General features: G+C 36.2%; 21 protein-coding genes, 2 pseudogenes and 1 riboswitch. Of the genes and pseudogenes, 17 read left to right on the forward strand and 6 right to left on the reverse strand.

The features are described 5' to 3' along the window. Nucleotides 1–31: 31 nt before the first annotated feature. The 13 genes from CEF22_RS02770 to fliB all read left to right on the forward strand — a co-directional run bounded on the left by CEF22_RS02770 (nucleotide 32) and on the right by fliB (nucleotide 13,592). Nucleotides 32–1,825 (forward strand): motility associated factor glycosyltransferase family protein, encoded by a 1,794-nt coding sequence (locus CEF22_RS02770; RefSeq protein ID WP_157843146.1) that lies wholly within the window; start codon nucleotides 32–34, stop codon nucleotides 1,823–1,825. A gap of 5 nt (nucleotides 1,826–1,830) precedes the next feature. Continuing rightward, nucleotides 1,831–2,193, forward strand: a complete 363-nt coding sequence (locus tag CEF22_RS02775) for a DUF8042 domain-containing protein (protein ID WP_100401662.1) — start codon at nucleotides 1,831–1,833, stop codon at nucleotides 2,191–2,193. After that, nucleotides 2,190–3,434: a motility associated factor glycosyltransferase family protein gene (locus tag CEF22_RS02780; protein ID WP_100401663.1), complete on the forward strand. Its 1,245-nt coding sequence runs from the start codon at nucleotides 2,190–2,192 to the stop codon at nucleotides 3,432–3,434. The genes CEF22_RS02775 and CEF22_RS02780 overlap by 4 nt, the downstream gene beginning before the upstream one ends. Nucleotides 3,435–3,470: 36 nt before the next feature. After that, the gene (gene pseB / locus CEF22_RS02785) at nucleotides 3,471–4,436 is read left to right on the forward strand and encodes a UDP-N-acetylglucosamine 4,6-dehydratase (inverting) (protein WP_100401664.1); all 966 of its coding nucleotides are present in this window, start codon (nucleotides 3,471–3,473) and stop codon (nucleotides 4,434–4,436) included. Between the two features lie 201 nt (nucleotides 4,437–4,637). Then, nucleotides 4,638–5,369: a cytidylyltransferase domain-containing protein gene (locus CEF22_RS02790; RefSeq protein WP_100401665.1), complete on the forward strand. Its 732-nt coding sequence runs from the start codon at nucleotides 4,638–4,640 to the stop codon at nucleotides 5,367–5,369. Between the two features lie 12 nt (nucleotides 5,370–5,381). Further along, the gene (gene pseG / locus CEF22_RS02795) at nucleotides 5,382–6,455 is read left to right on the forward strand and encodes a UDP-2,4-diacetamido-2,4,6-trideoxy-beta-L-altropyranose hydrolase (protein ID WP_100401666.1); all 1,074 of its coding nucleotides are present in this window, start codon (nucleotides 5,382–5,384) and stop codon (nucleotides 6,453–6,455) included. A 5-nt stretch (nucleotides 6,456–6,460) separates the two neighbouring features. Beyond that, complete coding sequence (locus CEF22_RS02800; RefSeq protein ID WP_100401667.1) at nucleotides 6,461–6,997, forward strand: GNAT family N-acetyltransferase; 537 nt, start codon at nucleotides 6,461–6,463, stop codon at nucleotides 6,995–6,997. A gap of 2 nt (nucleotides 6,998–6,999) precedes the next feature. Continuing rightward, the gene (locus CEF22_RS02805; RefSeq protein ID WP_157843147.1) at nucleotides 7,000–7,686 is read left to right on the forward strand and encodes a WbqC family protein; all 687 of its coding nucleotides are present in this window, start codon (nucleotides 7,000–7,002) and stop codon (nucleotides 7,684–7,686) included. Beyond that, a complete protein-coding gene (locus tag CEF22_RS02810) occupies nucleotides 7,683–9,038 on the forward strand; it encodes an MBL fold metallo-hydrolase (RefSeq protein WP_100401669.1) in 1,356 nt (451 codons plus the stop codon). Before CEF22_RS02805 ends, CEF22_RS02810 begins: the two co-directional genes overlap by 4 nt. A 17-nt stretch (nucleotides 9,039–9,055) precedes the next feature. Then, on the forward strand, nucleotides 9,056–9,967 hold the full coding sequence (locus CEF22_RS02815) for a class I SAM-dependent methyltransferase (RefSeq protein WP_157843148.1): 912 nt from the start codon (nucleotides 9,056–9,058) through the stop codon (nucleotides 9,965–9,967). 49 nt (nucleotides 9,968–10,016) lie between these two features. Next, the gene (pseI, locus tag CEF22_RS02820; protein ID WP_100401671.1) at nucleotides 10,017–11,063 is read left to right on the forward strand and encodes a pseudaminic acid synthase; all 1,047 of its coding nucleotides are present in this window, start codon (nucleotides 10,017–10,019) and stop codon (nucleotides 11,061–11,063) included. Further along, complete coding sequence (gene pseC / locus CEF22_RS02825; RefSeq protein WP_100401672.1) at nucleotides 11,060–12,232, forward strand: UDP-4-amino-4,6-dideoxy-N-acetyl-beta-L-altrosamine transaminase; 1,173 nt, start codon at nucleotides 11,060–11,062, stop codon at nucleotides 12,230–12,232. The genes pseI and pseC overlap by 4 nt, the downstream gene beginning before the upstream one ends. A gap of 136 nt (nucleotides 12,233–12,368) precedes the next feature. After that, on the forward strand, nucleotides 12,369–13,592 hold the full coding sequence (gene fliB / locus CEF22_RS02830) for a flagellin lysine-N-methylase (RefSeq protein WP_100401673.1): 1,224 nt from the start codon (nucleotides 12,369–12,371) through the stop codon (nucleotides 13,590–13,592). Between the two features lie 56 nt (nucleotides 13,593–13,648). Here fliB and CEF22_RS02835 read toward each other — a convergent pair whose 3' ends face one another. After that, nucleotides 13,649–13,810, reverse strand: a complete 162-nt coding sequence (locus CEF22_RS02835; protein ID WP_232726048.1) for a hypothetical protein — start codon at nucleotides 13,808–13,810, stop codon at nucleotides 13,649–13,651. 407 nt (nucleotides 13,811–14,217) lie between these two features. Here CEF22_RS02835 and CEF22_RS02840 point away from each other — a divergent pair, with 407 nt between their 5' ends. Next, entirely contained in the window at nucleotides 14,218–15,390 is a 1,173-nt protein-coding gene (locus CEF22_RS02840; RefSeq protein WP_100401674.1) for an S-layer homology domain-containing protein, read from the forward strand. Between the two features lie 74 nt (nucleotides 15,391–15,464). On the opposite strand, the gene tsaA is transcribed toward CEF22_RS02840, so the two are convergent. After that, nucleotides 15,465–15,881 (reverse strand): tRNA (N6-threonylcarbamoyladenosine(37)-N6)-methyltransferase TrmO, encoded by a 417-nt coding sequence (tsaA, locus tag CEF22_RS02845; protein ID WP_198508012.1) that lies wholly within the window; start codon nucleotides 15,879–15,881, stop codon nucleotides 15,465–15,467. 179 nt (nucleotides 15,882–16,060) lie between these two features. On the opposite strand from tsaA, the gene CEF22_RS02850 reads away from it, so the two are divergent. Next, nucleotides 16,061–17,788: an IS1182 family transposase gene (locus CEF22_RS02850; protein WP_442857386.1), complete on the forward strand. Its 1,728-nt coding sequence runs from the start codon at nucleotides 16,061–16,063 to the stop codon at nucleotides 17,786–17,788. A 28-nt stretch (nucleotides 17,789–17,816) separates the two neighbouring features. Here CEF22_RS02850 and CEF22_RS02855 read toward each other — a convergent pair whose 3' ends face one another. The 3 genes from CEF22_RS02855 to CEF22_RS02865 all read right to left on the reverse strand — a co-directional run bounded on the left by CEF22_RS02855 (nucleotide 17,817) and on the right by CEF22_RS02865 (nucleotide 19,728). Next, nucleotides 17,817–18,074, reverse strand: coding sequence for a substrate-binding domain-containing protein (locus tag CEF22_RS02855; protein ID WP_332849181.1), 258 nt, complete (start codon nucleotides 18,072–18,074; stop codon nucleotides 17,817–17,819). Nucleotides 18,075–18,217: 143 nt separating this feature from the next. Continuing rightward, a complete protein-coding gene (locus CEF22_RS02860) occupies nucleotides 18,218–18,670 on the reverse strand; it encodes a DUF6843 domain-containing protein (RefSeq protein ID WP_100401677.1) in 453 nt (150 codons plus the stop codon). A gap of 470 nt (nucleotides 18,671–19,140) precedes the next feature. Continuing rightward, nucleotides 19,141–19,728 (reverse strand): sigma-70 RNA polymerase sigma factor region 4 domain-containing protein, encoded by a 588-nt coding sequence (locus CEF22_RS02865; protein WP_100401678.1) that lies wholly within the window; start codon nucleotides 19,726–19,728, stop codon nucleotides 19,141–19,143. Nucleotides 19,729–19,826: 98 nt separating this feature from the next. Next, a riboswitch (cyclic di-GMP riboswitch) is annotated at nucleotides 19,827–19,917 on the reverse strand. Between the two features lie 470 nt (nucleotides 19,918–20,387). Here CEF22_RS02865 and CEF22_RS19040 point away from each other — a divergent pair. Beyond that, nucleotides 20,388–21,437: pseudogene (locus CEF22_RS19040) on the forward strand (PDC sensor domain-containing protein); the annotation flags it as partial. A gap of 372 nt (nucleotides 21,438–21,809) precedes the next feature. Further along, nucleotides 21,810–22,379 (forward strand): annotated as a pseudogene (locus CEF22_RS19045) (methyl-accepting chemotaxis protein); the annotation flags it as partial. A 70-nt stretch (nucleotides 22,380–22,449) separates the two neighbouring features. On the opposite strand, the gene CEF22_RS02875 reads toward CEF22_RS19045, so the two are convergent. Further along, on the reverse strand, nucleotides 22,450–23,241 hold the full coding sequence (locus CEF22_RS02875; RefSeq protein ID WP_100401680.1) for an HAD-IIA family hydrolase: 792 nt from the start codon (nucleotides 23,239–23,241) through the stop codon (nucleotides 22,450–22,452). Nucleotides 23,242–23,251: the final 10 nt, after the last annotated feature.

Consider the following 23,251-nt stretch of genomic DNA (forward strand, 5'->3'; position numbering starts at 1 on the left):
TGCCTTTTTTTAAAAAGAAGGATGAATGACAATGACACACATAGATAACCAAGAACTAGAATTGGAAATGAATACTACATATGAAGTGGTTCAATCTAAACAAAATTTGCCGATTATAAAGGTAGGAGGTTATTTAACTAGTAGTAAATATGATCCAAAGAAAGAAGCGAGCAAGATTGCTGAACAAAACTATAAAAAACATCATGTTCACGTTTTACTAGGTGGTAATGGTGGGTATATTGCTGAACAATTATGTGGGAAATTATCGGAAGAAGAGCGATTAATCATTATTGAACCAAATGAAAAAGTGTTGAAAGCGTCACAAAAGCTCGACCTGTTCAAAAACCCGAAAATTGAAGATAAGGCAGAATTCATAACAAGCACACAAATTGAAGAGATTGAAAAATTTTTAGCACCGATTTTTAATGCATTTAACAATAGAATCCAACTCATTATTTCTCCTAATTTCGAAAAAATATACCCCTTATTTGCAAAAAAAGTCGTTTCTTTAATTAAAGAAGTATTAATGCTAAATGTTGTTGATAAAAACACATGGAGCTTTTTTGCTGAAGATTGGCAAGAAAACTATATTAAAAATTTATATTTTGCTTTTCTATCGACTCCTTTTAATGACTTGAACAAGAAATTTACTCTACCTGTTGTCATTGCTTCAGGAGGGCCATCATTGACTAAGCAACTACCTTTATTAAAAAAATATAGAGAAAAGGTGATTTTATTATCTGCGGGCTCAACGATTAACACTTTGTTACGAAATGATATTATACCTGATGGGATCGTATCAATTGATGGTGGAATAGCTAATTATAAACACTTTGAACAATTGCATCATTTAGATATACCTCTGTTCTATACAAGTACATTGCATAAAGATATTTTAAAAATGTACAAAGGAGATAAAATATTTTTTAATAATAAAAGTCATCTAGATATCAGTCAGTTAACGAATGATGTAATAGAAAAAGATATTGATAAAGTGATAGGTGGGGCTTCAGTTGCTAATTATTGTTTAGATATTGCTTATCAAATGACTACCGGTTCAATTTGCTTAATTGGTCAAGATCTTGCCTATACTAACAATAGTACTCATGCATCTGGAAATAAAGGTAAAAAAGAACTTGATCCAGAACTAATTAAAAGTCGAAAAATGTTTACTGTTATTGGATATGATGGAAAAGAAGTCTGGACGGATTATCCATTTGTTTCAATGAAAAAAGGGTTTGAAGATTATATAAATTACGTTAATACATCAGATAAATCGGTTAATATTTATAATTGTACAGAGGGTGGCGTCATCATTGAAGGAATGGAGCATATCCCATTCGAACAGTTTTTAAGTGAAAATTGTCATATACCTACCCCTCACTCGATCAAAGCATTATTAAAAGAGATAAATTATAATAGAAGTGAGGAAGAGTGGAAAAGGTTTTATGAACGAATACGTGAAGAGAAATTTAAAAATAAAAAAGTCATTAACGTTAGTGAAGAAGCAGTGAAAATTTTAGAGAAAATGGATGCTGAAAACCCAATATTCCAACCATCAGTGAATAAGAAATTATCGAAACTGGATAAACAGTTAACGAGATTGCTAGAAGATGAATTTTTGCTTTATTTATTTGGAGAAGTATTTAAACAGGTAAACAATTATTACCTTGAAAAAGAAAATGAAACAGAAGAAGAAACTCATCTGAGAATTTATTACAAATCAGTTGTTTTATATAAAGGAATTTTAGATGCTTCGCAAAAAGCGGAAAAGTGGTATGAAAACTTATTAAGCGATATCAAAAAAGAATTGGCAACGGAGTGAGTAAAATGGATCAACAATTAATCATAGATAATATTGCATTCCTGAAAGAATATATTCCGAAACTTATTGTAGCAGTCGAACAAGAAGTAGACTTTCTAGTGAAAAATGAGGAAACAGAAGCTCTTCAGCTATTACCGTCTATTTTTGAAGGGTTAGAATGGACGAACAGATCTGTGAGTAGTCTACAAGCGCTTGGCTATATGACAGAGGCTGATATTGAAGAAAGGAAGGGCCTTTTGGAAGAGATGGAGCAAGCGTTTCAAATCAAGGATTTTGTGTTGTTAAGTGATTTATTTGAATATGAAGTTCTTGAGTGGTTAAAAAAGTGGGTCGAACAACTTCAACATGTGGATGGTCAACTCAATTGAAATTTGAACTTATCGAAACAAGAACGGCTCCGACTGTAAAGGTTTGCAAAGAAGATAGCTACTTTTATTTACATAGTAAGTATGATCCATTAAAAGAAGCAGTTAAGTGGGTCGGTGGAATTGATCAAGAAAAGCTCCAAACAAAAGAGTTAATGGTGATTGGATGCGGAGTAGGGTACCATATACGAGCTCTTCGACAAGTCTGTCCAAATAAAAAAATAGCCGTTTATGAATTGAATTCACACTTTTATGATTGGATTGTTCAGACAGGTGAAATGGACGATCTGTTAAAAGATGAAAATATCACTTTTCTTGTGGTTCGTTCCAATATCGATCTTTCCAACTTTGCTAACGAGTTAAAAGAAGAAATGATTATATTTAAGCCCTCATTAAAAATAGTAGATGATCGTTTTCGAGAAATGGCTCACACACTTGAAAATTATCTTATTCAAGAAAGAACGATGAAAGATCAAAGAAAAGATTTAATTGAGAATTTTTATGGAAATTCTCAATTAGGGGATAAAGGGATCAGAGCATTAAATCTTAAATACTCAAATAAGGCAATACTTGTTTCGGCAGGACCTTCTTTAACAAAGCAATTGTCGCTTTTGAAACAAGTAGCCATGAGTGAAAAATTCATTATAGGTTGTGTGGGAACTGCTTTTATCCCTTTGATAAGATTCGGCATTAAACCTGATTTTGTGATGATTGCTGACCCTAAAGAAGTAATTGCTGAACAACTGGATATTGAACAAGATAAAATTCCGCTTCTATACTTAAGTACAGCAAACTCAAAAGCAGTTATGAATTATCGAGGCCCTCGCTTTATCATTTGGCAAAAAGGTTTTCTATTAGCTGAAACGGAAGCAGGTAAGAGAAATGAGCCATTGATTGCCACAGGAGGATCGGTAGCTACTTGTCTTTTAGATGTATTAGTGACTTTAGGAGCAAAAAGTATTGCTTTAATCGGTCAAGATTTAGCTTTTACGGATCAAAAAAGTCATGCCGAAAACACTCACGCTCAAAGAAACATAAAAGATTCACCATTTTTATTAAAAGTAATGGATTATTACCAAAAGAAGTTTGTTTACACCTCTCGAAATTTAGCTGTATATTTAAAATGGTTTGAAAGATACGTTGAAAGAGATACAGATACAGAATTCTTTAACTGTACTGAGGGAGGAGCTTACATAAAGGGATGGAACCATTGTCCTTTTTCTAAGTACATCAAGAATTTCTAAAACAAATTATATATTTCATAAGTAAGGATGAGAGCGATGAGTTTGGAAAATAAGACAGTATTAGTAACTGGAGGCACTGGCTCATTCGGCCAAAAATTTATTAGAAAAGCCCTTCAACAAAATGTGAAAAAAGTAATTGTATTTAGCCGTGATGAATTAAAGCAATATGAAATGGCACAAGAATTTACTGATCCGCGTATGCGCTTTTTCATTGGTGATGTTCGTGATAAAGAGAGATTGTACCGAGCGTTTGATGGTGTTGATATCGTCATTCACGCCGCAGCGCTTAAACACGTAGGAGCGTGTGAATATAATCCTTTTGAAGCTGTTAAAACGAATATTCATGGCGCTCAAAATATTGTTGAAGCAGCGATTGATCGAAATGTAAAGAAAGTGATTGCATTAAGTACGGATAAAGCGTGTAGCCCAGTGAACCTTTATGGTGCGACAAAACTTGCTTCAGATAAATTATTTGTAGCAGCTAATTCTTACGTTGGTGAAAGAGAGACAAAATTCTCTGTTGTTCGTTATGGAAATGTAGTCGGTAGCCGTGGTAGTGTCGTGCCTTTCTTTAAAAAGGTCAAAGAAACGGGCCGTCTTCCAATTACAGACGAGCGTATGACACGCTTCTGGATTACTCTTGATCAAGGGGTTCAGTTTGTCCTTGATAACTTACAACGTATGCACGGCGGTGAGATTTTTGTACCGAAAATTCCAAGCATGACAATTACAGATTTGGCTAAAGCTGTTGCTCCTGAGTGTGTAATAGATATAGTCGGTATTCGTCCAGGAGAAAAGTTGCATGAGGCTATGATTATGGAAGATGATGCTCGTCATACAAGAGAGTTTGATATGTATTATGTGATTCAACCTGAGTTTCCATGGTGGGCTAAATATGAATCAGAAGGAAAACCATTACCAGATGGATTTAAATACACAAGTGATAGTAATACAGAGTGGCTGACTGTTGAAGAATTGCGCGCTTTAGTTGAAGAAATGTAGATGTTCCTGCATTTCTTTTTTTAGGAATAGTTAACCATAAATATTTAATTATTATTAAAATGGTATATAGAAAAAGGATGTCTGTCAATGGAAAGTAAAAAATTCTATCATGTCAAGCTAAAGAATGATTAATAAAGCTAGAATAATCTATTTCGTTAATTTTATAAGATAAGTAATAAGTATTATAGGGAAGAGGATGTAATGAAAACAGTAGCAATTATTCAGGCTAGAATGGGTTCAACGAGACTTCCTGGTAAAGTATTGAAAAAAATAATGGATAAAACTTTACTAGAATATCAAATTGAGCGAGTCAATAAGTGTTTTTTAATAGATGATATTGTCGTAGCAACAACTGTAAAAGAAGAGGATACTGTCATTGAAGATTTATGTAACAAAATAGGTGTAAAGGTGTATCGTGGCCATGAGGAAGATGTTTTATCTCGATATTATGAAGCAGCAGAACGATTTCGGGCTGATGTCATTGTTAGATTAACGTCAGACTGCCCACTAATTGATCCTCGAATTGTGGATGAAGTCATCCAGGCATATTTTAAACAATATAATTCAGTTGATTATGTCTCAAATACATTTGAGCGTACTTTTCCAAGAGGCTTGGATACAGAAGTCTTTTCATTCGATTCACTGAAAAAAGCGCATAGTGAAGCAGTATTACCATCTGAACGAGAGCATGTAACCTCCTATTTCTACAATAATAGTCATCAATTTCGGATGGGGAATGTTAGAAGCAAACGAGATTATAGTAATTACCGCTGGACCGTTGATACAGTGGAAGATTTTGAGTTGATTCAACTTGTTTTAAAAGAATTATACAAACCAGATGACACTTTTTACTTAAAGGATGTAGTTCAATTATTAGAGATGAATCCAAAGTGGAATGATATTAATTCACATATTGAACAAAAGAAATTTTAGGTTGTGACATGAATGAATGTGATAATTAGGACAGATGCTTCTATTGAAATTGGGACTGGACATGTGATGCGATGTGTGACCTTAGCAAAACAGCTTGTTCGAGAAGGGGCAAAAATAACCTTTGTGTGCCGAGAGTTAGAGGGAAATGTTATTGATTTTATATACAGTCAGGGCTTTCACGTAGGTATTTTGCCTAATGAAAGGAAGAAAGAAGATTTATGTTGGACGCAATATCACTGGAAACAGGATGCTACTGAAACAAAAGCGGTAATTCAGGAATCCAATAGGCAGATTGACTTGCTTATTGTAGATCATTATGGATTAGATGCACGATGGGAAAGTGAATTGCGGTCAGTTTGTCCTAAAATAATGATTATAGATGATCTTGCGAATCGTCCTCATAATTGTGATTTATTGTTGGATCAGACTTTTGGTGAAACTGGAGAAAGTTATCAAAACCTCATACCTCCAAGCGCTGTAGGTCTGTATGGATTACAATATGCAATTTTAAGAGATCAGTTTAAATACTATCGAAAGCAAACATTTAACTATAATCAAGACGATATTAGAATCCATCTGTTTTTTGGAGGAATAGATGAAAATAATTATACGTTTAAATTTAGTGACTTAATTTTAAGTCACTTCCCAAATGTTAAGATAATGTCAATAGTAGGAAGAAAATTTGAATTTGTCTTAGATTTACAGCAGTTAGAGAGAAAATATGAAGGTCGGTTTGAATGGAAAAAAAATATTCCCAATATGGCGGAGTATATGCAGAAATGCGACATAGCATTTGGAGCACCAGGTACGGCGACTTGGGAAAGAGCATGTGTAGGGCTTCCATCCGCTTATTTAGCAATTAATAAGAATCAAGTAAATATATTGGAGAATCTACAAGAAAGGGGTCTATGTTTATTTTTAGGTGAAGCTTCAACAATACAGACATCTACACTTATCTCAAGATTGAGAGAGTTTCTTACTTCTCCTGATTTATTAAGACAATTGTTTGTTAGTAGTGTTAATAATGTAGATGGATTAGGAAAGAATAAAATAATTCAGGTACTTAAAGAATTGATGAATAGGTGATAAGAATGAATAATTGTTTAGTTTATAAAAGCTCTAAGCTTGTACCTTACACAGATAATCATCATCTAAAAACAGTTGAGTGGTTAAATAAGCCTGAAGTTTATGAAAGTTTCGGATTAACTAAGAAGATAACAATAGATTCCCATAGTGAATGGATTAATTCTTTAAGAAACACCTATATTTGGGCTGTTTATAGTACAGATAATGACATACATTGTGGTAACCTTCTTCTGTTTTACAATCCACTTCATCACTCAGCTTTTTTTCAGATCTATTTAGGGGAACCTAAGTCAAGAGGGAAAAAACTTGGATATTATTCTTTAATTGCAGTTCTTGAATATGCATTTGAAACTTTAAAGTTAAATCGGATATGGCTTCAAGTGTTTCCTGATAATAAGAATGCTATCAATTTATATGAGAAATTAGGTTTTGTAAGAGAAGGAGTGGAAAGAGAATCCCACTATAGTAATTCTTTGTTTAAAGATCAATTAAGATATTCCATTTTAAAAAGAGAATGGATGATAAGAAAGGAGGCTTACTGATATTGAAATGTGCAATTATGCAGCCGACATATATACCTTGGACTGGATATTTCCATATGATAGATCAAGTAGATGTATTCGTGTTTTTAGATGATGTTCAATTTGCTAAAAGGTCATGGCAACAAAGGAATAAAATCGCCTATAATAGTGTGGAAAAAATGATTACAATTCCCGTGGTTTCTAAAGGATTGAGGGATCAAAAGATTAATGAAGTTCATATAGATAATCAACAAGATTGGAGCAATCAACATCTTCAATTAATAAAATACGCTTATTCAAAGAAACCCTTCTACAAAGATCTAGAAACTATTCTTCCTCACTATGAAAAAAAGCATATTCTTCTATCAAACTTTACTATTGATGTTATCAAGGATATCTCAGAAAAGTTGGGTATAATGACTACCTTTTTAAAAAGTAGTGATCTTCCTATTTATGATAAAAGATCCAAATATTTATTAGAAATTTGTCATTATATTGGTGCTGATGAGTATTTAAGTGCTGCAGGTTCCAAAGAATATATAGAAGAAGAACAAGTTTTCGAAGAGTCGTTAATTAAAGTGAGTTATCATCAAAGTAGTACGTATACATATCAACAATATAGAGAAATGTCATTTATCCCTTATTTATCTATTATAGATTATATTGCGAATCGAGGGTTTGACAATTTTCGAGAGGAGATACTGAAGTGAAAGTAACATATATAACTGATGCTTGTGTATTAGTAGAATATAAAGGAAAGAAGCTTCTTTGTGATCCATGGTTGAGTGAAAGCGTTTGTTATGGTGCTTTATATCACTATCCTCCATTGAATGTGAAAATAGAAGAGTTCCGTGATGTAGATTATATTTATATTTCTCATATTCATGAAGACCATTTAGATGTTAATACACTAAAATATTTTCCGAAAGAGATCCCTATATTAATTCACTGTTATGAAGAGAAACATGTTTTAAATAAATTGAAAAGTATTGAATTTGAGAATGTAATAGAGTTAAAACATAAAGAAATATTTTCAATCACTAATGAATTTTCAATTGAAATCTTAGCTGCTGATAATTGTGACCCAGCAATTTGTCACAAATTTTTTGGATGCCAGGTCTCTCAACTATATGAAAAGTCTCTACAAATCGACTCTTTAGCCATTATAAAAGGTGGCGATTATGTTGTCGTAAATACTAATGATTGCCCTTATGAACTTTCTCATACGATGAATAGTTATATAATTGAAAAATATAATCATGTGGATTTCTTATTAACAAGTTACAATGCAGCTAGTCCTTATCCTCAGTGTTTTGAGAATTTTTCGGAACAAGAAATGCTAATAGAAAAAGAAAAGATACGAAAGAAATGTTTAAATCGAACAGTCAATTACTGTAGGGATTTAAATCCAAAGTTCGTTTTACCATTTGCAGCACAACGAGTAATAGGTGGAGAATTCTATACTCTAAATAAATTTACGGCTACTACCCCTTTAGAAGAGTTAGAGGATGAATTAAAGGAACTCTTCTTTGGGAACAAAATTCAAACAAAAGTAACCTTGCTAAATTCTGAAGAGTATCTTGATTTAAGTAGTGAGATACAATCGAAACCATTCGAACCGTCTGTAAAAGAAGAAAGAGAACGATATTTCAAAGAGGTGTTATCTCAAAAGAAATACATATTCCAACTCCCTGAAAATAAAATTGAAAAAGATCAATATGAAAATTTATTACCTAAACTAAAAGTGGCTCAGAAACGAATGTATAGAAAGATGGATGATGTATATTATAATTTGCGAATTGACTCAACGCTGTACATTGATGCCGGACAAGATTACATATATAAAATCCCTTTTAACGGAGAAGAACCAGAGATTGTGGATATTTCACAAATGGAAGAGCCGTTTTTAAAAATAAAAATCGATTATACATTACTTGTTATGATACTAGAGAGAAGAGCTCATTGGAATAATGCCGAATTTGGCAGTTTTATTAAATATTATCGTCAGCCGAATGTGTTCAACCGTTCGATGCATCATGTTATCTCATATTTACATATGTAATGTCTGGAGGAATTATTATGATCAAAGAATTTGGAATTCATAAAGGTCAAGTAGTTTATGATAGTGAAAAACATTCAGTTATTGAATGTGAATATTGCGAGTTTAAACATGTAATACCTTTACCTGAGCAAGAAGAATTAAATAAATTGTATGGAGAAGAATATTACGAAAAGGCACAACCGCAATACATTAATCGAGTGAAACAAGATCAAGAATGGTGGTCTGAGGTTTATAAAGAGCGTGCTGTTACTATTGAGAACTTCTTTGAATCTGGTAAAGCGTTAAATGCACTAGATATTGGTTCAGGACCGGGATATTTTCTAGTAGAAGGAAAGAAAAGAGGATGGAATACATTAGGGATTGAGCCATCAATGCAGGCATACGATTATTCTAAATCTTTAGGATTAGATGTCATTAATGGATTTTTCTCTGAAGAGTTAGCAACAGAATTAGATCAATTTGATATTATTCATATGAATCATGTACTTGAACATTTACCTTCTCCTAAACAAACGATTGAATTAATGAGAAGTAAGCTAAAAGTAAACGGCATTTTATGTATTGCTGTGCCTAATGATTTTAATGTATTTCAAGAGCTTTTGCACTCTAGTTATAACTATAAACCATGGTGGGTTAGCCCACAAGAACACTTGAATTATTTTTCATTTAATTCCCTTAAGAAATTATTAAATGAAAATGGATTTGATGTCATGAAGGAAACAACTAGTTTTCCAATGGAGCTGTTTTTATTAATGGGGGATAATTTTATTGGAAATGATCAACTTGGAAGGCAGTGTCATAGGAAAAGAGTGAATTTTGAAATGTCTTTATTAAAAAATAACCTTCAAGAAGTTAAATCAGTATTTTATGAGGGATTAGCAAAAAATGGTTTAGGGAGAGATGTCATTCTATTTGCAAGGAAACTCTAGTTGCTTATTTTCAAATTTGTTATCAATAAGAGAGGTATAAAAAGAAGAAATGATTAAAATTGGAACAAAATTCATTGGTAAAGATCATAAGCCGTTTATTATTGCAGAGATGTCCGGCAATCATAATCAATCATTAGAACGTGCGTTGAAAATTGTGGATTTAGCTGCAGAAGCGGGCGTGGATGCCGTGAAGCTTCAAACGTATACGCCGGATACGATGACACTGGATATTCATACTAGAGAGTTTAGGATTGAAAGTGAGAACAACCTATGGAAAGGGCAATCGCTTTACAATTTATATAAAGAAGCCTATACACCATGGGAATGGCATCAAGCTATTTTTGACCGATGTAAGGAACATGGCTTGCTTGCTTTTAGCTCACCATTTGATGAGACAGCTGTTGATTTTTTAGAAACGCTCGATGTGCCTGCTTATAAAATCGCCTCATTTGAAAATATCGACATTCCTTTAATTAAAAAGGTAGCTGCTACCAGAAAGCCAGTGATTATTTCAACAGGTATGGCGTCTGTGGCAGAAATCGATGAAGCGGTTCAGGCAGTACGTTCGGAAGACAATGATCAGCTTATTTTATTGAAATGTACAAGCACCTACCCAGCGACGCCAGCGAACTCCAATATCAAAACCATTCCTCATCTGCGCGAGCTGTTCCAGACAGAAGTCGGACTATCTGATCATACGATGGGAATTGGGACCTCGGTGACTGCTGTAGCGTTAGGGGCAACCGTTATTGAAAAGCATTTTACTACCTCGCGAGCAGATGGTGGAGTGGATTCCGCATTTTCTCTAGAACCGTCTGAAATGAAGCAACTGGTGGTAGAAACGAAACGAGCATGGGAAAGTCTTGGTGTGGTTAAGTACGGGCCGACTTCTACAGAAAAGCCTTCTTTAGAACATAGACGCTCTCTTTATATTGGGGAAGACTTAAAGGTAGGAGATGTGCTGACAAAAGAAAATGTTCGCATCATTCGTCCTGGACATGGACTGTCGCCAAAATATTTTGATTTAGTATTGGGGAAAACAATCAAACAAGATGCACCTAAAGGAACACCATTAAGTTGGGAGTTATTACTGTGAAAAAACGAGACACCTTCTTATCTTATGGCCAGCAAACAATTGATGAAGCTGATATTCAAATCGTTCTTGATACACTACGTTCACCATATCTGACACAGGGTCCAAAAGTTGTAGAATTCGAACATGCTGTAGCTGATTATGTTGGTGCCAAGTATGCGGTGGCTTTTTCTAATGGGACCGCAGCTTTACATGGAGCCTGTTTTGCTGCAGGGATTTCTGAGGAAGATGAGGTCATTACAACTCCTATCACATTCGTAGCAACTGCGAATGCGGTGCTTTATTGTGGTGGACGGCCTGTCTTTGCGGATATAGATGAGCAAACCTATAACATTGATCCACAGGATATTAAGAAAAAAATCACAGACAAGACGAAAGCCATTATGCCTGTGGATTTTACAGGGCAGCCAGCGGATATGGACGTCATCTTAGAAATAGCGAAAGAGCATGATTTAGTGGTAATTGAAGATGGAGCACATTCACTAGGAGCAGGGTATAATGGACGGAAAGTGGGCACACAAGCCGATATGACGATGTTCAGTTTTCATCCGGTGAAGCCCATTACAACAGCAGAAGGTGGAATCATTGTTACTGATTCAGATTACTACTATGAAAAATTAAAAAGCTTTCGTTCGCATGGAATTATTCACGACCATTTATCCAAAGATGAAGGTCCTTGGTATTATGAAATGGTTGACCTTGGGTTCAATTATCGAATGACCGATATTCAAGCAGCTTTAGGGGTCTCACAAATTCATAAATTAGATACTTTTATTGAACGAAGACGGGAGATAGCTGAGCAATATAGTGAAGCTTTTTCGAATTGGGACGGGGTTATCACGCCAACCCAGCTTTCCAGTACGAATTCTGGTTGGCACCTGTACATGCTTCAACTAAACTTAAATGATTTACAAAAAACACGTCGACAAATTTTTGAAGAACTGCGTGCGTTAAATATTGGTGTGCATGTTCACTATATTCCTGTCTATTTGCACCCATACTATCAACAACTAGGCTATGAACGCGGACTTTGTCCAAAAGCTGAAGCTTGGTATGAAGGGGCGCTTACATTACCGATTTTTCCGAAGATGACTGATCAAGATGTGAAATATGTCATTGAAGCTGTGAGAGAATGTGTAGGGGTGGGAAACTCATTGCTTAAAGGGATTTAATCAAGGTTTAAAGATTATCAATTTATCTGGACAGCTTATCCAAATGTTTATTGAACCAGAATATAAAGGAATGAAGAATCTGTATCGACAACCGATATAACTAATAGTAGAAATTAAACATATGGGAGCTTGAATAATGACCAACCAAATGACCTTATCTCCAGAGTATATGAAGCAGTTTTCTTGTATTGGGCCAGCTTGTGAGGATACATGTTGTAAAGGCTGGAGTGTGACAATTGATAAAGAGACGTATAAGAAATATCGAAAAGTGAAAGAGGGGCCGTGGCGTGAGCGGTTTGAGAAGTCGATTAAACGGAATAAAGATAGTGTCGGTTTCAATGACTTTGGATATGTACAACTAACTGAAGAAGCTGCATGTCCAATGTTGGATGGGGAAGGATTGTGTTCGATTCATAAAGATTTTGGGCATGATCTTCTTTCTTACACATGCCAAGTGTATCCACGAAATTATTCACAATACAATGAGATCATTGAGGAATCACTCACACTCTCTTGTCCAGAGGTAGCGAGACTAGCCCTTTTAAATAAGGAGAAGATTGAATTTTCTTTGGAAGAAAAAGAGCTACCTAATCAATTAAATGTGGCCAAAAAAGTTCTTTCTGCCACGATGGGAAATAGAGATCATCGCAAGTATTTCTTTGAGATTCGTTCGTTAGTGATCGAATTATTGCAAGAAAGAAAGTTTACTCTAGTCGAAAGACTTTTGTTAGTCGGTTTGTATGTGAAGCAGATCAATGAAAAATTATCAGTGACATCATTTGAAGAGATTACAGGGCGTTTCCTAGAAATGATTCAAGACGTAGATTCAGTTAAGCAAATGGTTCAAAAGATATCTAAACATACGGAGCTACAGTTAAATATGCTGACAGCTATTTTGAATGTACGGCTGTCAGGAGGCGTGTCTAGTGAGAGATATACACAATGTTTAGAGGAAGTAGAAAAAGGGCTTTTGTTTAACGAGTCGAACATTTCTAAAGAGAAACAAGTAAAGACGTATGAAGAGGCTTATGAATCCATTGTTGCACCGTTTATGAATCAGCATGAGTACATATTTGAAAACTATTTAGTACATCTTGCTTTTTCTAATGCCTTTTCATCAGATAAGGACTTATTCAATGATTATGTTCAACTCGTGCTTCATTATGCATTAGTGAAAATGCATATCGTTGGTCTAGCTGCTTATCATGGTGAATTAACGATGGACTTAGTGTTAAAATTGATTCAATCATTGTCTAAAGTGATTGACCATCATCCACAGTTTTTACAGCAGACGAATGAAATGCTGAAGGAAAATCAATTGAATACAGTGGCTCATATGGTAATTTTAATTAAAGATTAATCGATATAAGGGGTCAGACTCTGAATAGGGTCTAGGCCCCTTTTTATTGAGTTAATTTAAATTTTTACATCTAAAAATTGTGAAAGTGGAGACGGCGCTTGCAGCTCTCTTAAAATTTCAGCTGGGTTATCTGTAGCTTCTTTAATGTTAGTTGCAATAGGCTTCTTCCGTCCACTGCTTACTAAGAAGTATAAACTGAGATACTGGTCCTTCTCCACCCCCTCCTATGTTACTCATACAATTTCCTTCTTTTATTTACAACTATTAAAATATTCGCCAATTAAGCTCTTTTTCCTGAGTGTTTTTGGGATATTTAAGGTGAAAAATATGAATATAGACAAGAAGAATGTTCTTTATTCAACCGGGGCATTGTATTTTTATGTTATTTCCTGAGGTTAACTTTTCAAAGAAATAAAAAAGTAGAAATATGTCGAATGAAACTTGTAGGTATTTAGAATTATTTGTAGAAATGGTTAAGTGGTACAAAGGTATTGTTTTTGCAATAATGAGATTGGAGGTAACGATAAGAGAAAATCATTTCTATGTTTCATCATTAAAATTGAGAAACAATAGGAAAAGTGTTAGTCGTATTGAATAACAGTAGAGACAGGAAGGTAGTAATAAAATGAAAAAATTAGTAGCGTCATTGTGTTTCTCTTTTATGTTGCTGTTTGGCTTTAGTTCAGCATCTGCAACTAGTTTTAAAGACGTACCAGCTAATCATCCAGCGGCAAAGGAGATGGAATGGGCGAAGAAAAACGGATTTTTAAATGGATATAAGGATGGAAAGTTTTATCCGAATAATAAATTAACAGAAGCGCAGTTTGTTGCTATGATGGCGAATTATTATCAAAATATTTCTTCTCAAAGTTTGAAGCCGTTAAAGGGGGAGCATTGGAGTGAACCCTATTACAGAGAGTTCAAGAAATATAAAATTCCTCTGTTGGATTATTATAGTACATATGGTCGTTCTTATCCGATTACACGAGGAGAGATGGCTCGTTTTGTAGCGGCGGGACAAAATGTAGCAAGCGATGGATATAATGCGGTTCAATATATGTATAAGCATAAGATTTCGCAAGGGAAAAGTTCTCGAGTACAAAATTTTCACACATACGGGTATAATGATGAACTAGCTCGTTGGCATGCTGCGAAGTTTTTGTATAATTTACATAAAGCAGGTATTCGACAAGTTCAGCCTTTTAATATTAGTAAAGCTGCTTCTCCTTCTTTTCAGTTGAAAGATGCCAATGGTCAAGCATTTGAAGTGAACACGAAGAAAATGAATGGCATATATGGCTATGCTACATTCGATGATGGACCATTTTCCGTGTGGGCAGGTGCAGGTGAGGGTGACTTAATGTTTCGCGCAGATTATCAATTAACCCTTCATCAATTAGGGAATCCCGCGATTTTATCCCGATTAGTTGAACCTAATTACGAATATAACTATACACGTAATTTAATTAGAGTGGAACAATCAACTATAGCGGGACAGGGCGATTTGCTTTTTGTAGAAGCGACGATGTCATCTAATTTTCGAGGGGCTAATGTTTATATGGTTAAAGATGGGCAGCTTGTTCAGTTAGATACTAGAGAGGATTTTGGGCTGTATTATACTTGGTCGCCAAGATTAACAGCTAAAAATCAGCTTCAAACCTTAAGTTATTATAATCATGAAGCTTCTTGGTATTTAAATACTTATCGAATTGATACAAAAACAGAGGAGATTTATGATGTAGGAAGTCGAAAAATCTCAAATAAACAAAAAGATGACTTCTTGAGTAAATGGTATTAAACATATATTTATAGACTCTGAAATGAGCAATGAAAAACTGCCAGCATCGAATGGAGATGCTGGCAGTTTCCTGTTCACTCCCCCTCATAAGCCTTCGTACGATCAACCTTTCCAACTTTCCCTTCAAACCAGCCGATCCGATTGGTTTCTCTATGGTCGAATTGAGGAACAAATGGTTTAATGTCTAACAGTGGTGTTTCGTTGAGCATATCGACTTCAGAGATGTATAGGCGGTTGCTTTCTACCCTTTGTAATCGGACTGTGGATAAGCCAATTTTATTCGGGCGTCTTGGGTAGCGGGTAGCGAACACGCCGTGAGATTGATCATCAAGGAAGGGTTTCACTTCCAATGAGATAGCTGTGACTAAATGTAAGTGATAAATGAGTGTTAGGTGAGAAAATTCTTCAATATCTTTCAGGCCAGGAACGAGCTCTTCGTTTAGCTCAATATACCCTTCTGCTTCTTTAGCTGCGACTGCTTGAATCGGCATGGGGCTGTCCAGAAAGTCAGTGAAAACTGACTTTCTGTGACAGCCCTTCTTCATTTATGGAAAAAATCGCACAAAAAAATCGCCCTTTATAGTAAAATGAAGTTACCACACAACATCTCAAAAAGGAGCGATTTTTTATGAGCAATCCAAAGATTACTACTGCCCATTATAGCACGCAAATGAGCCTTCCTCTAGAGGTAAAAGAAGAAACTTCCGTTTCTAAGCGAACGTTTTCTCCCACATTTAAACCGTATGATCCCTCTCAAAGCCAAGCAATCCTAGACATTGAAACTTGGATTCCTGAACATCATATCGCACGGGTGATTGATGAAATGATCGAGGCGATCCCCGATGAGCAATTATTTGCCTATTATTCAGGTGGCGGTCGAAGCTCGTACCATCCGAAAATGATGTTGAAAGTGATTTTGTATGGGTATTCCCAAAAAGTCTACTCGTGCCGTGGCATTGAAAAGCTGACAAAAGAAAACCTTCCGACGATGTGGTTAGCTGCGATGCAACAACCCGATTTCCGCACGATTAATGAATTTCGAGGACAACGTATGAAAGCGATGATGGACGAATTGTTTGAAACGATGATTCTGAAGTTAATCGAGGACAAGTATATCACGATGGAAAACTATTTCTTGGATGGCACGAAAATCGAAGCCAACGCCAATAAATACTCCTTTGTATGGAAAAAATCCACCACACGTTTTGAAGAAAAACTCAAAGAAAAGATCGACCAGACGCTTCAACACATTGAAGAAGTGACCAAATCGGAATCAGATATCCCTCAAGAAGCGACGCCTGAACAGTTAGAAAACCTAGCGAATCAACTAGAGAAGGAAGTCCATCAACTAACAGAAGAAATCGACCAAGAACCGGATGTTCAAATACGGAAAGAAAAGCGAAAGCAACGTAGCGCCTTAAGGAAACCGATGAAGCTGATTCGCATAGATTTCTTGCCTCGACTCGCCAAATACAAGGAACAAAACGCCACATTTGGTGATCGAAATAGTTATTCGAAAACCGACCCGGATGCGACGTTTATGCGTATGAAAGAAGATCACATGAAAAATGGTCAGTTGAAACCTGGATATAATGTGCAAATGGCGACAGAACATCAATTCATCTTATTCTATACGATTCATCAACGACCAACGGATACACGCTGTTTCATTCCCCACTTGGAGAAATTGGCTTCCACGAATTTACCGATGCCCCAAACGGTGGTCGCCGATGCGGGGTATGGAAGTGAGGAAAATTATGTGTATGCGATTGGGGGAGAAAAAGAGCCGCGCTTTAACTATTTGATTCCGTATGCGACTTATATGAAAGAACAGGAACGAAGCTATAAAAAGGACATCCGAAACGCCAAAAACTGGACCTATGAGGAACAAGACGATCAATTTATTTGCCCAAACGGTCGTCGAGTGAAATTCTTGAAATACATGGACAAGAAAAACCGATCAGGTTACGTACAAAGCTATAAAGTGTACGAATGTGAAGACTGTTCCAGTTGCCCGTTGAAGGAGCGATGCACAAAAGCGAAAGGTAATCGTCAAGTCCATTGGAATACGATTTTCGAAGAAATGAAAGCCAAGGCCAAAACAGCCCTTGAATGTGAGGAGAACGCCACGATCTATGCTCGACGAAAAGTCGAAGTCGAAAGTGCGTTCGGTCACGTCAAGGGCAATCGGTCGTTCCGCAGATTTTCCTTGCGGGGGATCGACAAGGTACACGCGGAATTCGGGATTGTGGCTTTAGCCCACAACCTCCTGAAAGTAGCCGGCATCCGCCAGCTACTTTCAGAGAAGTATCGGAAACCAACAAAAAGAGGTGGAGAAAAACGACTCGTTTTTCTCCACCTCTTTTATTTTAGGGACTTATTAGACAGCTCCGTGTAGATCGTGCCGATAGCTTCTAGTGTGATGGTCATGTTAATTCTCCTTCCTTGTTAAAAAATAAAATATCTTTTTTGTGAACGTCTTTATTGGCAAGGTCATAGATAGATTGAATATTTGCTAGGTTATCTTTCGGTGTGATAACGACGGGTGTATGGTAAGCGATAGGGTCTTTGATCGTTTGGATATGGCCTTTCTCCTCAGCCGTTTTGACAAAAGTCATTCCACCAGGCATGAAAATACCGCCATCGTCTGTTTTGTTAACTTTCTCAAAAAGCTTCCCTCCGATGAACTCTAGTTGATGTGTTTAGTTATAATTAATTATAATAAGTAATGATTAAACATATCTAGATATATTAAATGTAAATCGGTATCAAATCAAGCGTTGCTGGGAAATCTTTATTATTTTAGCTATGGGAGGATTGTTCGGACTTAATCACTATCCATCAACTCTACCCCGTAATGTTTTTTCACTACTTCTGCAAGAATTGAATCTAAATCTTCGTCATTCACGCCATTACCAGACTCTGTGAACTCTGGACCACATCCATCTTTTGTTACTTCAATCCCAGTATAATGAATGTTAAGTTTGTTAAGACTGTCCGGGTCATGTTCAAAACTGCCTGTCCCTAGTCCTCTAATACATTCTTCGTCAATCTTCGTCCTTTTACCATTTGGATCTACATAGTAGTATTTATCAGTCACTGTCCCGTAATCCATATCGGGAGTAGAGGTAACATAGTAGCCTTTATCATTTATAAAGTATACTTTATAATCTCCTTCTTTTTTGATTTCAGGTGCGTCTTTTACGTTATAGAAGGCGTATACATACCCCTCATAATCTTCTGGAATTAAGTAAATATCATTAGTCGCACTATTATTCAAACAACCTACTAAAGCAAAAAGAGTAAAGGGTAAAGCTAGAATCGTTTTTTTTCAATCTTCTCTCCACCTTTCTTATGACCTTATTTTACCATATAGTGAAAAGGGAATAGGATTAGTGATGATAACGAACGTACGTTTGTTGTTGTGCCAAATCATGATATATTAAAGTGAAAGGATGCAGTAAACTAACGGCAAGAAATAGGAGGTTAGAAAATCTGCCCTCGTATGGAACTGTGGAAGTAGCTGATCCATGAGTTATTTGCTGAGTTTGTGTTGTTTCTGTTCAGGGTTTATATGAAGACATTGATTTTTCAAAGGAGCCTGAGTTTTTTCAGGAGATTATTCAAGAGAAGATAGGTTGCGAAAAAGTTGAAATGAAAAAGGGGTTAGCATTAATGGTATCCACCCAACAAAGACCATCCGATGCACAGCTTTCGGACAGCCTTTGTTGGGAGTTATTCTTCGTATATTTACACTTCTACTTCCTTCATCACTCGCTCATAGCGACGAATGATGCTGTTGACGCTTCGGTTCATTCGGCGGCCGATTTCTGCGTAAGTGAGTCCTTCTTGGCGTAGTTGAATCAGACGCTGGTCCTCTTTTGTCGTCCAGCATTTGTAGGTTCTTTTCTTGCATAGTTGATTCTCTTTTTCTTTTATTCTTTCTTCTTTTACCCACGCTGGTTCAGGTGGAAGTGCTTGGTAAGGAATATTCGAGAAGGTGATTTTTTCTTTATGTATTTCTGCCCATTTCCAAAATTGACAAGGGTCAATAAAATAGAAGCTTTTTGATTTTCTCGTTACTTTTTGAATAAAGGGTAAATGATGTTTTTTCATCCACCATTTAATTGTGTTGCGGTCGACTTGGAGGATTTTGGACAGTTCTCCGAGAGTGACGAGCCCTGTTTGTGATTTTGTGTTAGCTAATCCTAGTCGGTTCATTTTGACTAAGACAGATTCAAAAGAGCGATCTAGTTTTTTGGCGATACTCGAAATTTTTTGAAAGCCTACATATTCTTTTAAGTATTCAATTTCATCGGTGCACCATTCTTTTCTCATTCTTATTTCCACCTCATTTGTTGTCATTTGGAAGTAAAAAAAACTATTCTATACAGGGTAGAATAGCCAAAGAATTTTATGGTATAAAAATCCATCAAATTGGCAACCAGGCGATCATAGCTTAACATATTAAACCTTAGACCCTAGGCTTTGCGTCCTATCCTTTCGAATAGTTTGCCTTTTTCATCCGTTGTATAGGGATTTCTAATTGTGCATTTGTACTGAATTATCGTAAATCAATTTGAGATACATATCAATAAGCCTAAAGGAAAACAGTATTATTGTATGATTAAACCAAAAATTTCAATTGGTATAATAGTATTATTTTTTGAATATTATAGGTAAATAAAACCAATGAATAAAACTTTTGTACTAATTAAAAGGAGTATCAATAAGTTGGCATGATAATTGTGTATTAGCTGTTTTATTCATTTGAGGAATAATTAAGTGAATGCTCCTAAAAAAATAAAAATTCACAAAAAAATTACTTTGCTCCCGATTAATTTTTATATAATGGATGTATAGTTGAACTTCATTCAACGATATTTAGTAGGAGGAAATGGAGTCTTATGGGACAAGAGAGGCATAATCGAGGTTTGAAAATGCGGCATAAAATCATGATGGCAATGATTGCTTGTTCATTGTTGATCGCAACCATTATGGGAAGCGTCAGCGTATCGAAAAGTAAAGAGTTATTGGAGAAATATGCTTTTGAGGATACTCAACTATCGGTGGAAAATGATGCAAAGGAACTGAATATTACCATAGAAAAAATTGAAGCATCGGTTAATGGCTTAGCGGTGACGACGTTAGAGCTATTAGATGATGTGAAGGCTTTTCAAACGAATCCTGCTTATCTTTCTGCTTATCAAGAGAAGGTGCGACCGATTGCAGCGAAATTTGCTGAGCAAACAGAAGGAGCGATGGCCTTTTATATTCGTTTTAATCCGACTTTTAGCCCGCCAACTTCGGGGGTGTTTCATGCTGATTCTAATAATGATGGAAAAATAGAGCAACTAGTCCCAACTGATTTCAGCCAGTATGACCCGAATGATTTAGCACATGTCGGTTGGTATTATATCCCCATGAAGGAGAAAAATGCGGTTTGGCTTGATCCTTATAAAAATGAAAATATCAATGTCGACATGATTAGCTATGTCGTTCCGCTTATAAAAGATGGCGTAGAGATTGGTGTCGTGGGGATGGATATTCGCTTCGATCTTTTTTCTAATGCCGTAAATGAAATGAAAACGACACCACAAAGCTATGGGGTACTACTTGATGCAAAGCAGCAATTTTTAATTCATCCTACATATAAACAGCAAGAGTCACTAGTTAATGTAAATAAAAATTTGTCTACATACATAAACGAAAAACCATCTGGAGTTCTTTCAACTACGATGGGAAAAGAAGAGGAAATAGTCGCCTTTAGTCAGTTAGCGAACGGTCATCATCTATTACTTCATTCGCCGAAAGCAGAAGTATATGAGCATGTGGATAAGATGACTCAGCTAATTGCTATGCTCGCTGTTGGGAGTATTTTGATTAGTGTGTTGCTTTCCATTTATTTAAGTCGCCAATTGACGAAGCCTTTACGTCTTTTAGTCGGTGATATGAAAAAGGTACAGCAAGGGGATTTAACGATTCAAACGAAGGTTATTAATCAGGATGAAATCGGCGAAATGGCAGTGAACTTTAATGATATGACGACGCAGCTACGTAACATGGCTAATAGTATCCATGAAGTGTCTCACAAGGTGCGAGGGGCATCTACTCAATTAGCTGTTGGCTCCCAGGAGACTGCCGCTACTACTGAGGAAGTGACGACTTCTATTGAACAAGTCGCAATTGGTAGTAAAGAGCAAGCTAAATTTATTGAAAATGGAGCATTTATTACCCGACAACTATCGAAAGCTTTTGACGAGTTATCTTCCACAACGGAAGCGATTGAGGAATCGGCGAAACAAATGATGAGTGAGCAAAAAGAAGGGATGATGATGTTAACAGAGCTCGTGGCAACCAATGAACAAAATGGTCAGGCAACGGCTCATATTGAAAGTGTCATTAGCCAACTGAATCAAAAAGTCGAAAGCATTGTCAGTATTTTGCAAACGATTCAAATGATTGCAGATCAAACGAATTTATTGGCGTTAAATGCGGCGATTGAATCGGCGCGTGCTGGCGAAGCAGGAAAAGGATTTGCGGTTGTAGCCGATGAAATTCGGTCATTAGCTAACCAATCGGGGGAAGCTACGGATCGTATTCGACATATCATTCAAGAGGTTCAACATGATACGATGCAAACAGTTGATGCGATGGCTGGTGTGAAGGAAACGACGTCCGAACAGGCACAAGCCGTTTCGAACATTCAACATTCGATTAATAATTTATCCCAGTCCATTGACAGCATTGCTACAAAAATGAGTCAACATTCCGAAGCCATTACGACTTTAAATAAAGATGCGGATCATTTAGCAAATGAAATTGAAAATATCTCCTCCGTTTCTGAAGAACAAGCGGCCTCTTCTAGTGAAATGTCAATGATTATGCAGCAACAAGCGAAAGAAATGGAGAAAGTGAACATGTCTGTAGAAGAGCTAGATGAGCTTGTGGGCGAACTGCAGCAATTGGTGAAGGTGTTTAAGTTATAATAAGGAGTTTTATATGAGATATATGTCAACAAGCCGTCTAATCAGCTAGACGGCTTGTTTCTTTGTGAGATTACTTAGTGCCATTAAACAAATCTGCTACAGTTTCAACTACGTAATCTGGTTCAATCTTCGTTCGTTCAATATCTTTTCTACTAGATGCACCGGTTAATACGAGGCAGGTAGAGATCCCATTATTTTTTCCCATGAGGATATCTGTTTCTAGTCGGTCGCCGATGATTAAGCATTTGTCTTTTGAGATGTTTAACTTTTCTTGGACTTTATTAATGTAATAGGCAGATGGTTTGCCGATCACTTGATCAATGCTTTGTCCAGCAGCGACTTCAATAGCTTTAGCAATCGCGAGTGTATCTGCGATGTAACCGCCAGGGACGGGGCAAGCAGGATCAGGGTTCGTTACGATGAGTTTAGCGCCATTACGCACGGCTGTCATCGCCAAATTAAGCTTGTCATAGGTGAAGGTACGGTCTAATCCAACAAGGACGTGAGAGGCTTGTAATGGATCTTCCGTTACGTGCAATGGGTGATGACTAAACTCTTCTGTAATCGCTTGCTCCCCAACGATATAGATAGAGGCGTCAGGGGCGTTTTCTAAAAAATAAACAGCAGATAGTGAGGAAGCGGTGATGACTTCCTCTAGCTCTGTTGCGATCCCTAATGAACAGAGAAGTTGCTGACAATATTCTCTTGTATGCGTAGGAGCATTGGTAATGAATAAGATTTTCTTATTGTGTTTTTTTAATGTATCCATCATTTCTTTGACACCGGGGAGAAGTTGCTTCCCGACGTAGATCGTTCCATCTAAATCAAAACAATAGGCTTCAAAGTCGTCAATGTGTATCATGTTTAACTCC

The sequence above is a fragment of the Bacillus sp. FJAT-42315 genome (genome assembly GCF_002797375.1).
Lineage (GTDB): Bacteria > Bacillota > Bacilli > Bacillales > Domibacillaceae > Bacillus_CE.

Bases quoted from the DNA above. Each gene is read 5' to 3' on its own strand.
- CEF22_RS02770 (WP_157843146.1), top strand. From the start codon at position 32: ATGACACACATAGATAACCAAGAACTAGAATTGGAAATGAATACTACA.
- CEF22_RS02775 (WP_100401662.1), top strand. From the start codon at position 1,831: ATGGATCAACAATTAATCATAGATAATATTGCATTCCTGAAAGAATAT.
- pseB (WP_100401664.1), top strand. From the start codon at position 3,471: ATGAGTTTGGAAAATAAGACAGTATTAGTAACTGGAGGCACTGGCTCA.
- CEF22_RS02790 (WP_100401665.1), top strand. From the start codon at position 4,638: ATGAAAACAGTAGCAATTATTCAGGCTAGAATGGGTTCAACGAGACTT.
- pseG (WP_100401666.1), top strand. From the start codon at position 5,382: ATGAATGTGATAATTAGGACAGATGCTTCTATTGAAATTGGGACTGGA.
- CEF22_RS02800 (WP_100401667.1), top strand. From the start codon at position 6,461: ATGAATAATTGTTTAGTTTATAAAAGCTCTAAGCTTGTACCTTACACA.
- CEF22_RS02815 (WP_157843148.1), top strand. From the start codon at position 9,056: ATGATCAAAGAATTTGGAATTCATAAAGGTCAAGTAGTTTATGATAGT.
- pseI (WP_100401671.1), top strand. From the start codon at position 10,017: ATGATTAAAATTGGAACAAAATTCATTGGTAAAGATCATAAGCCGTTT.
- fliB (WP_100401673.1), top strand. From the start codon at position 12,369: ATGACCAACCAAATGACCTTATCTCCAGAGTATATGAAGCAGTTTTCT.
- CEF22_RS02840 (WP_100401674.1), top strand. From the start codon at position 14,218: ATGAAAAAATTAGTAGCGTCATTGTGTTTCTCTTTTATGTTGCTGTTT.
- tsaA (WP_198508012.1), bottom strand. From the start codon at position 15,881: ATGCCGATTCAAGCAGTCGCAGCTAAAGAAGCAGAAGGGTATATTGAG.
- CEF22_RS02850 (WP_442857386.1), top strand. From the start codon at position 16,061: ATGAGCCTTCCTCTAGAGGTAAAAGAAGAAACTTCCGTTTCTAAGCGA.
- CEF22_RS02865 (WP_100401678.1), bottom strand. From the start codon at position 19,728: ATGAGAAAAGAATGGTGCACCGATGAAATTGAATACTTAAAAGAATAT.
- CEF22_RS02875 (WP_100401680.1), bottom strand. From the start codon at position 23,241: ATGATACACATTGACGACTTTGAAGCCTATTGTTTTGATTTAGATGGA.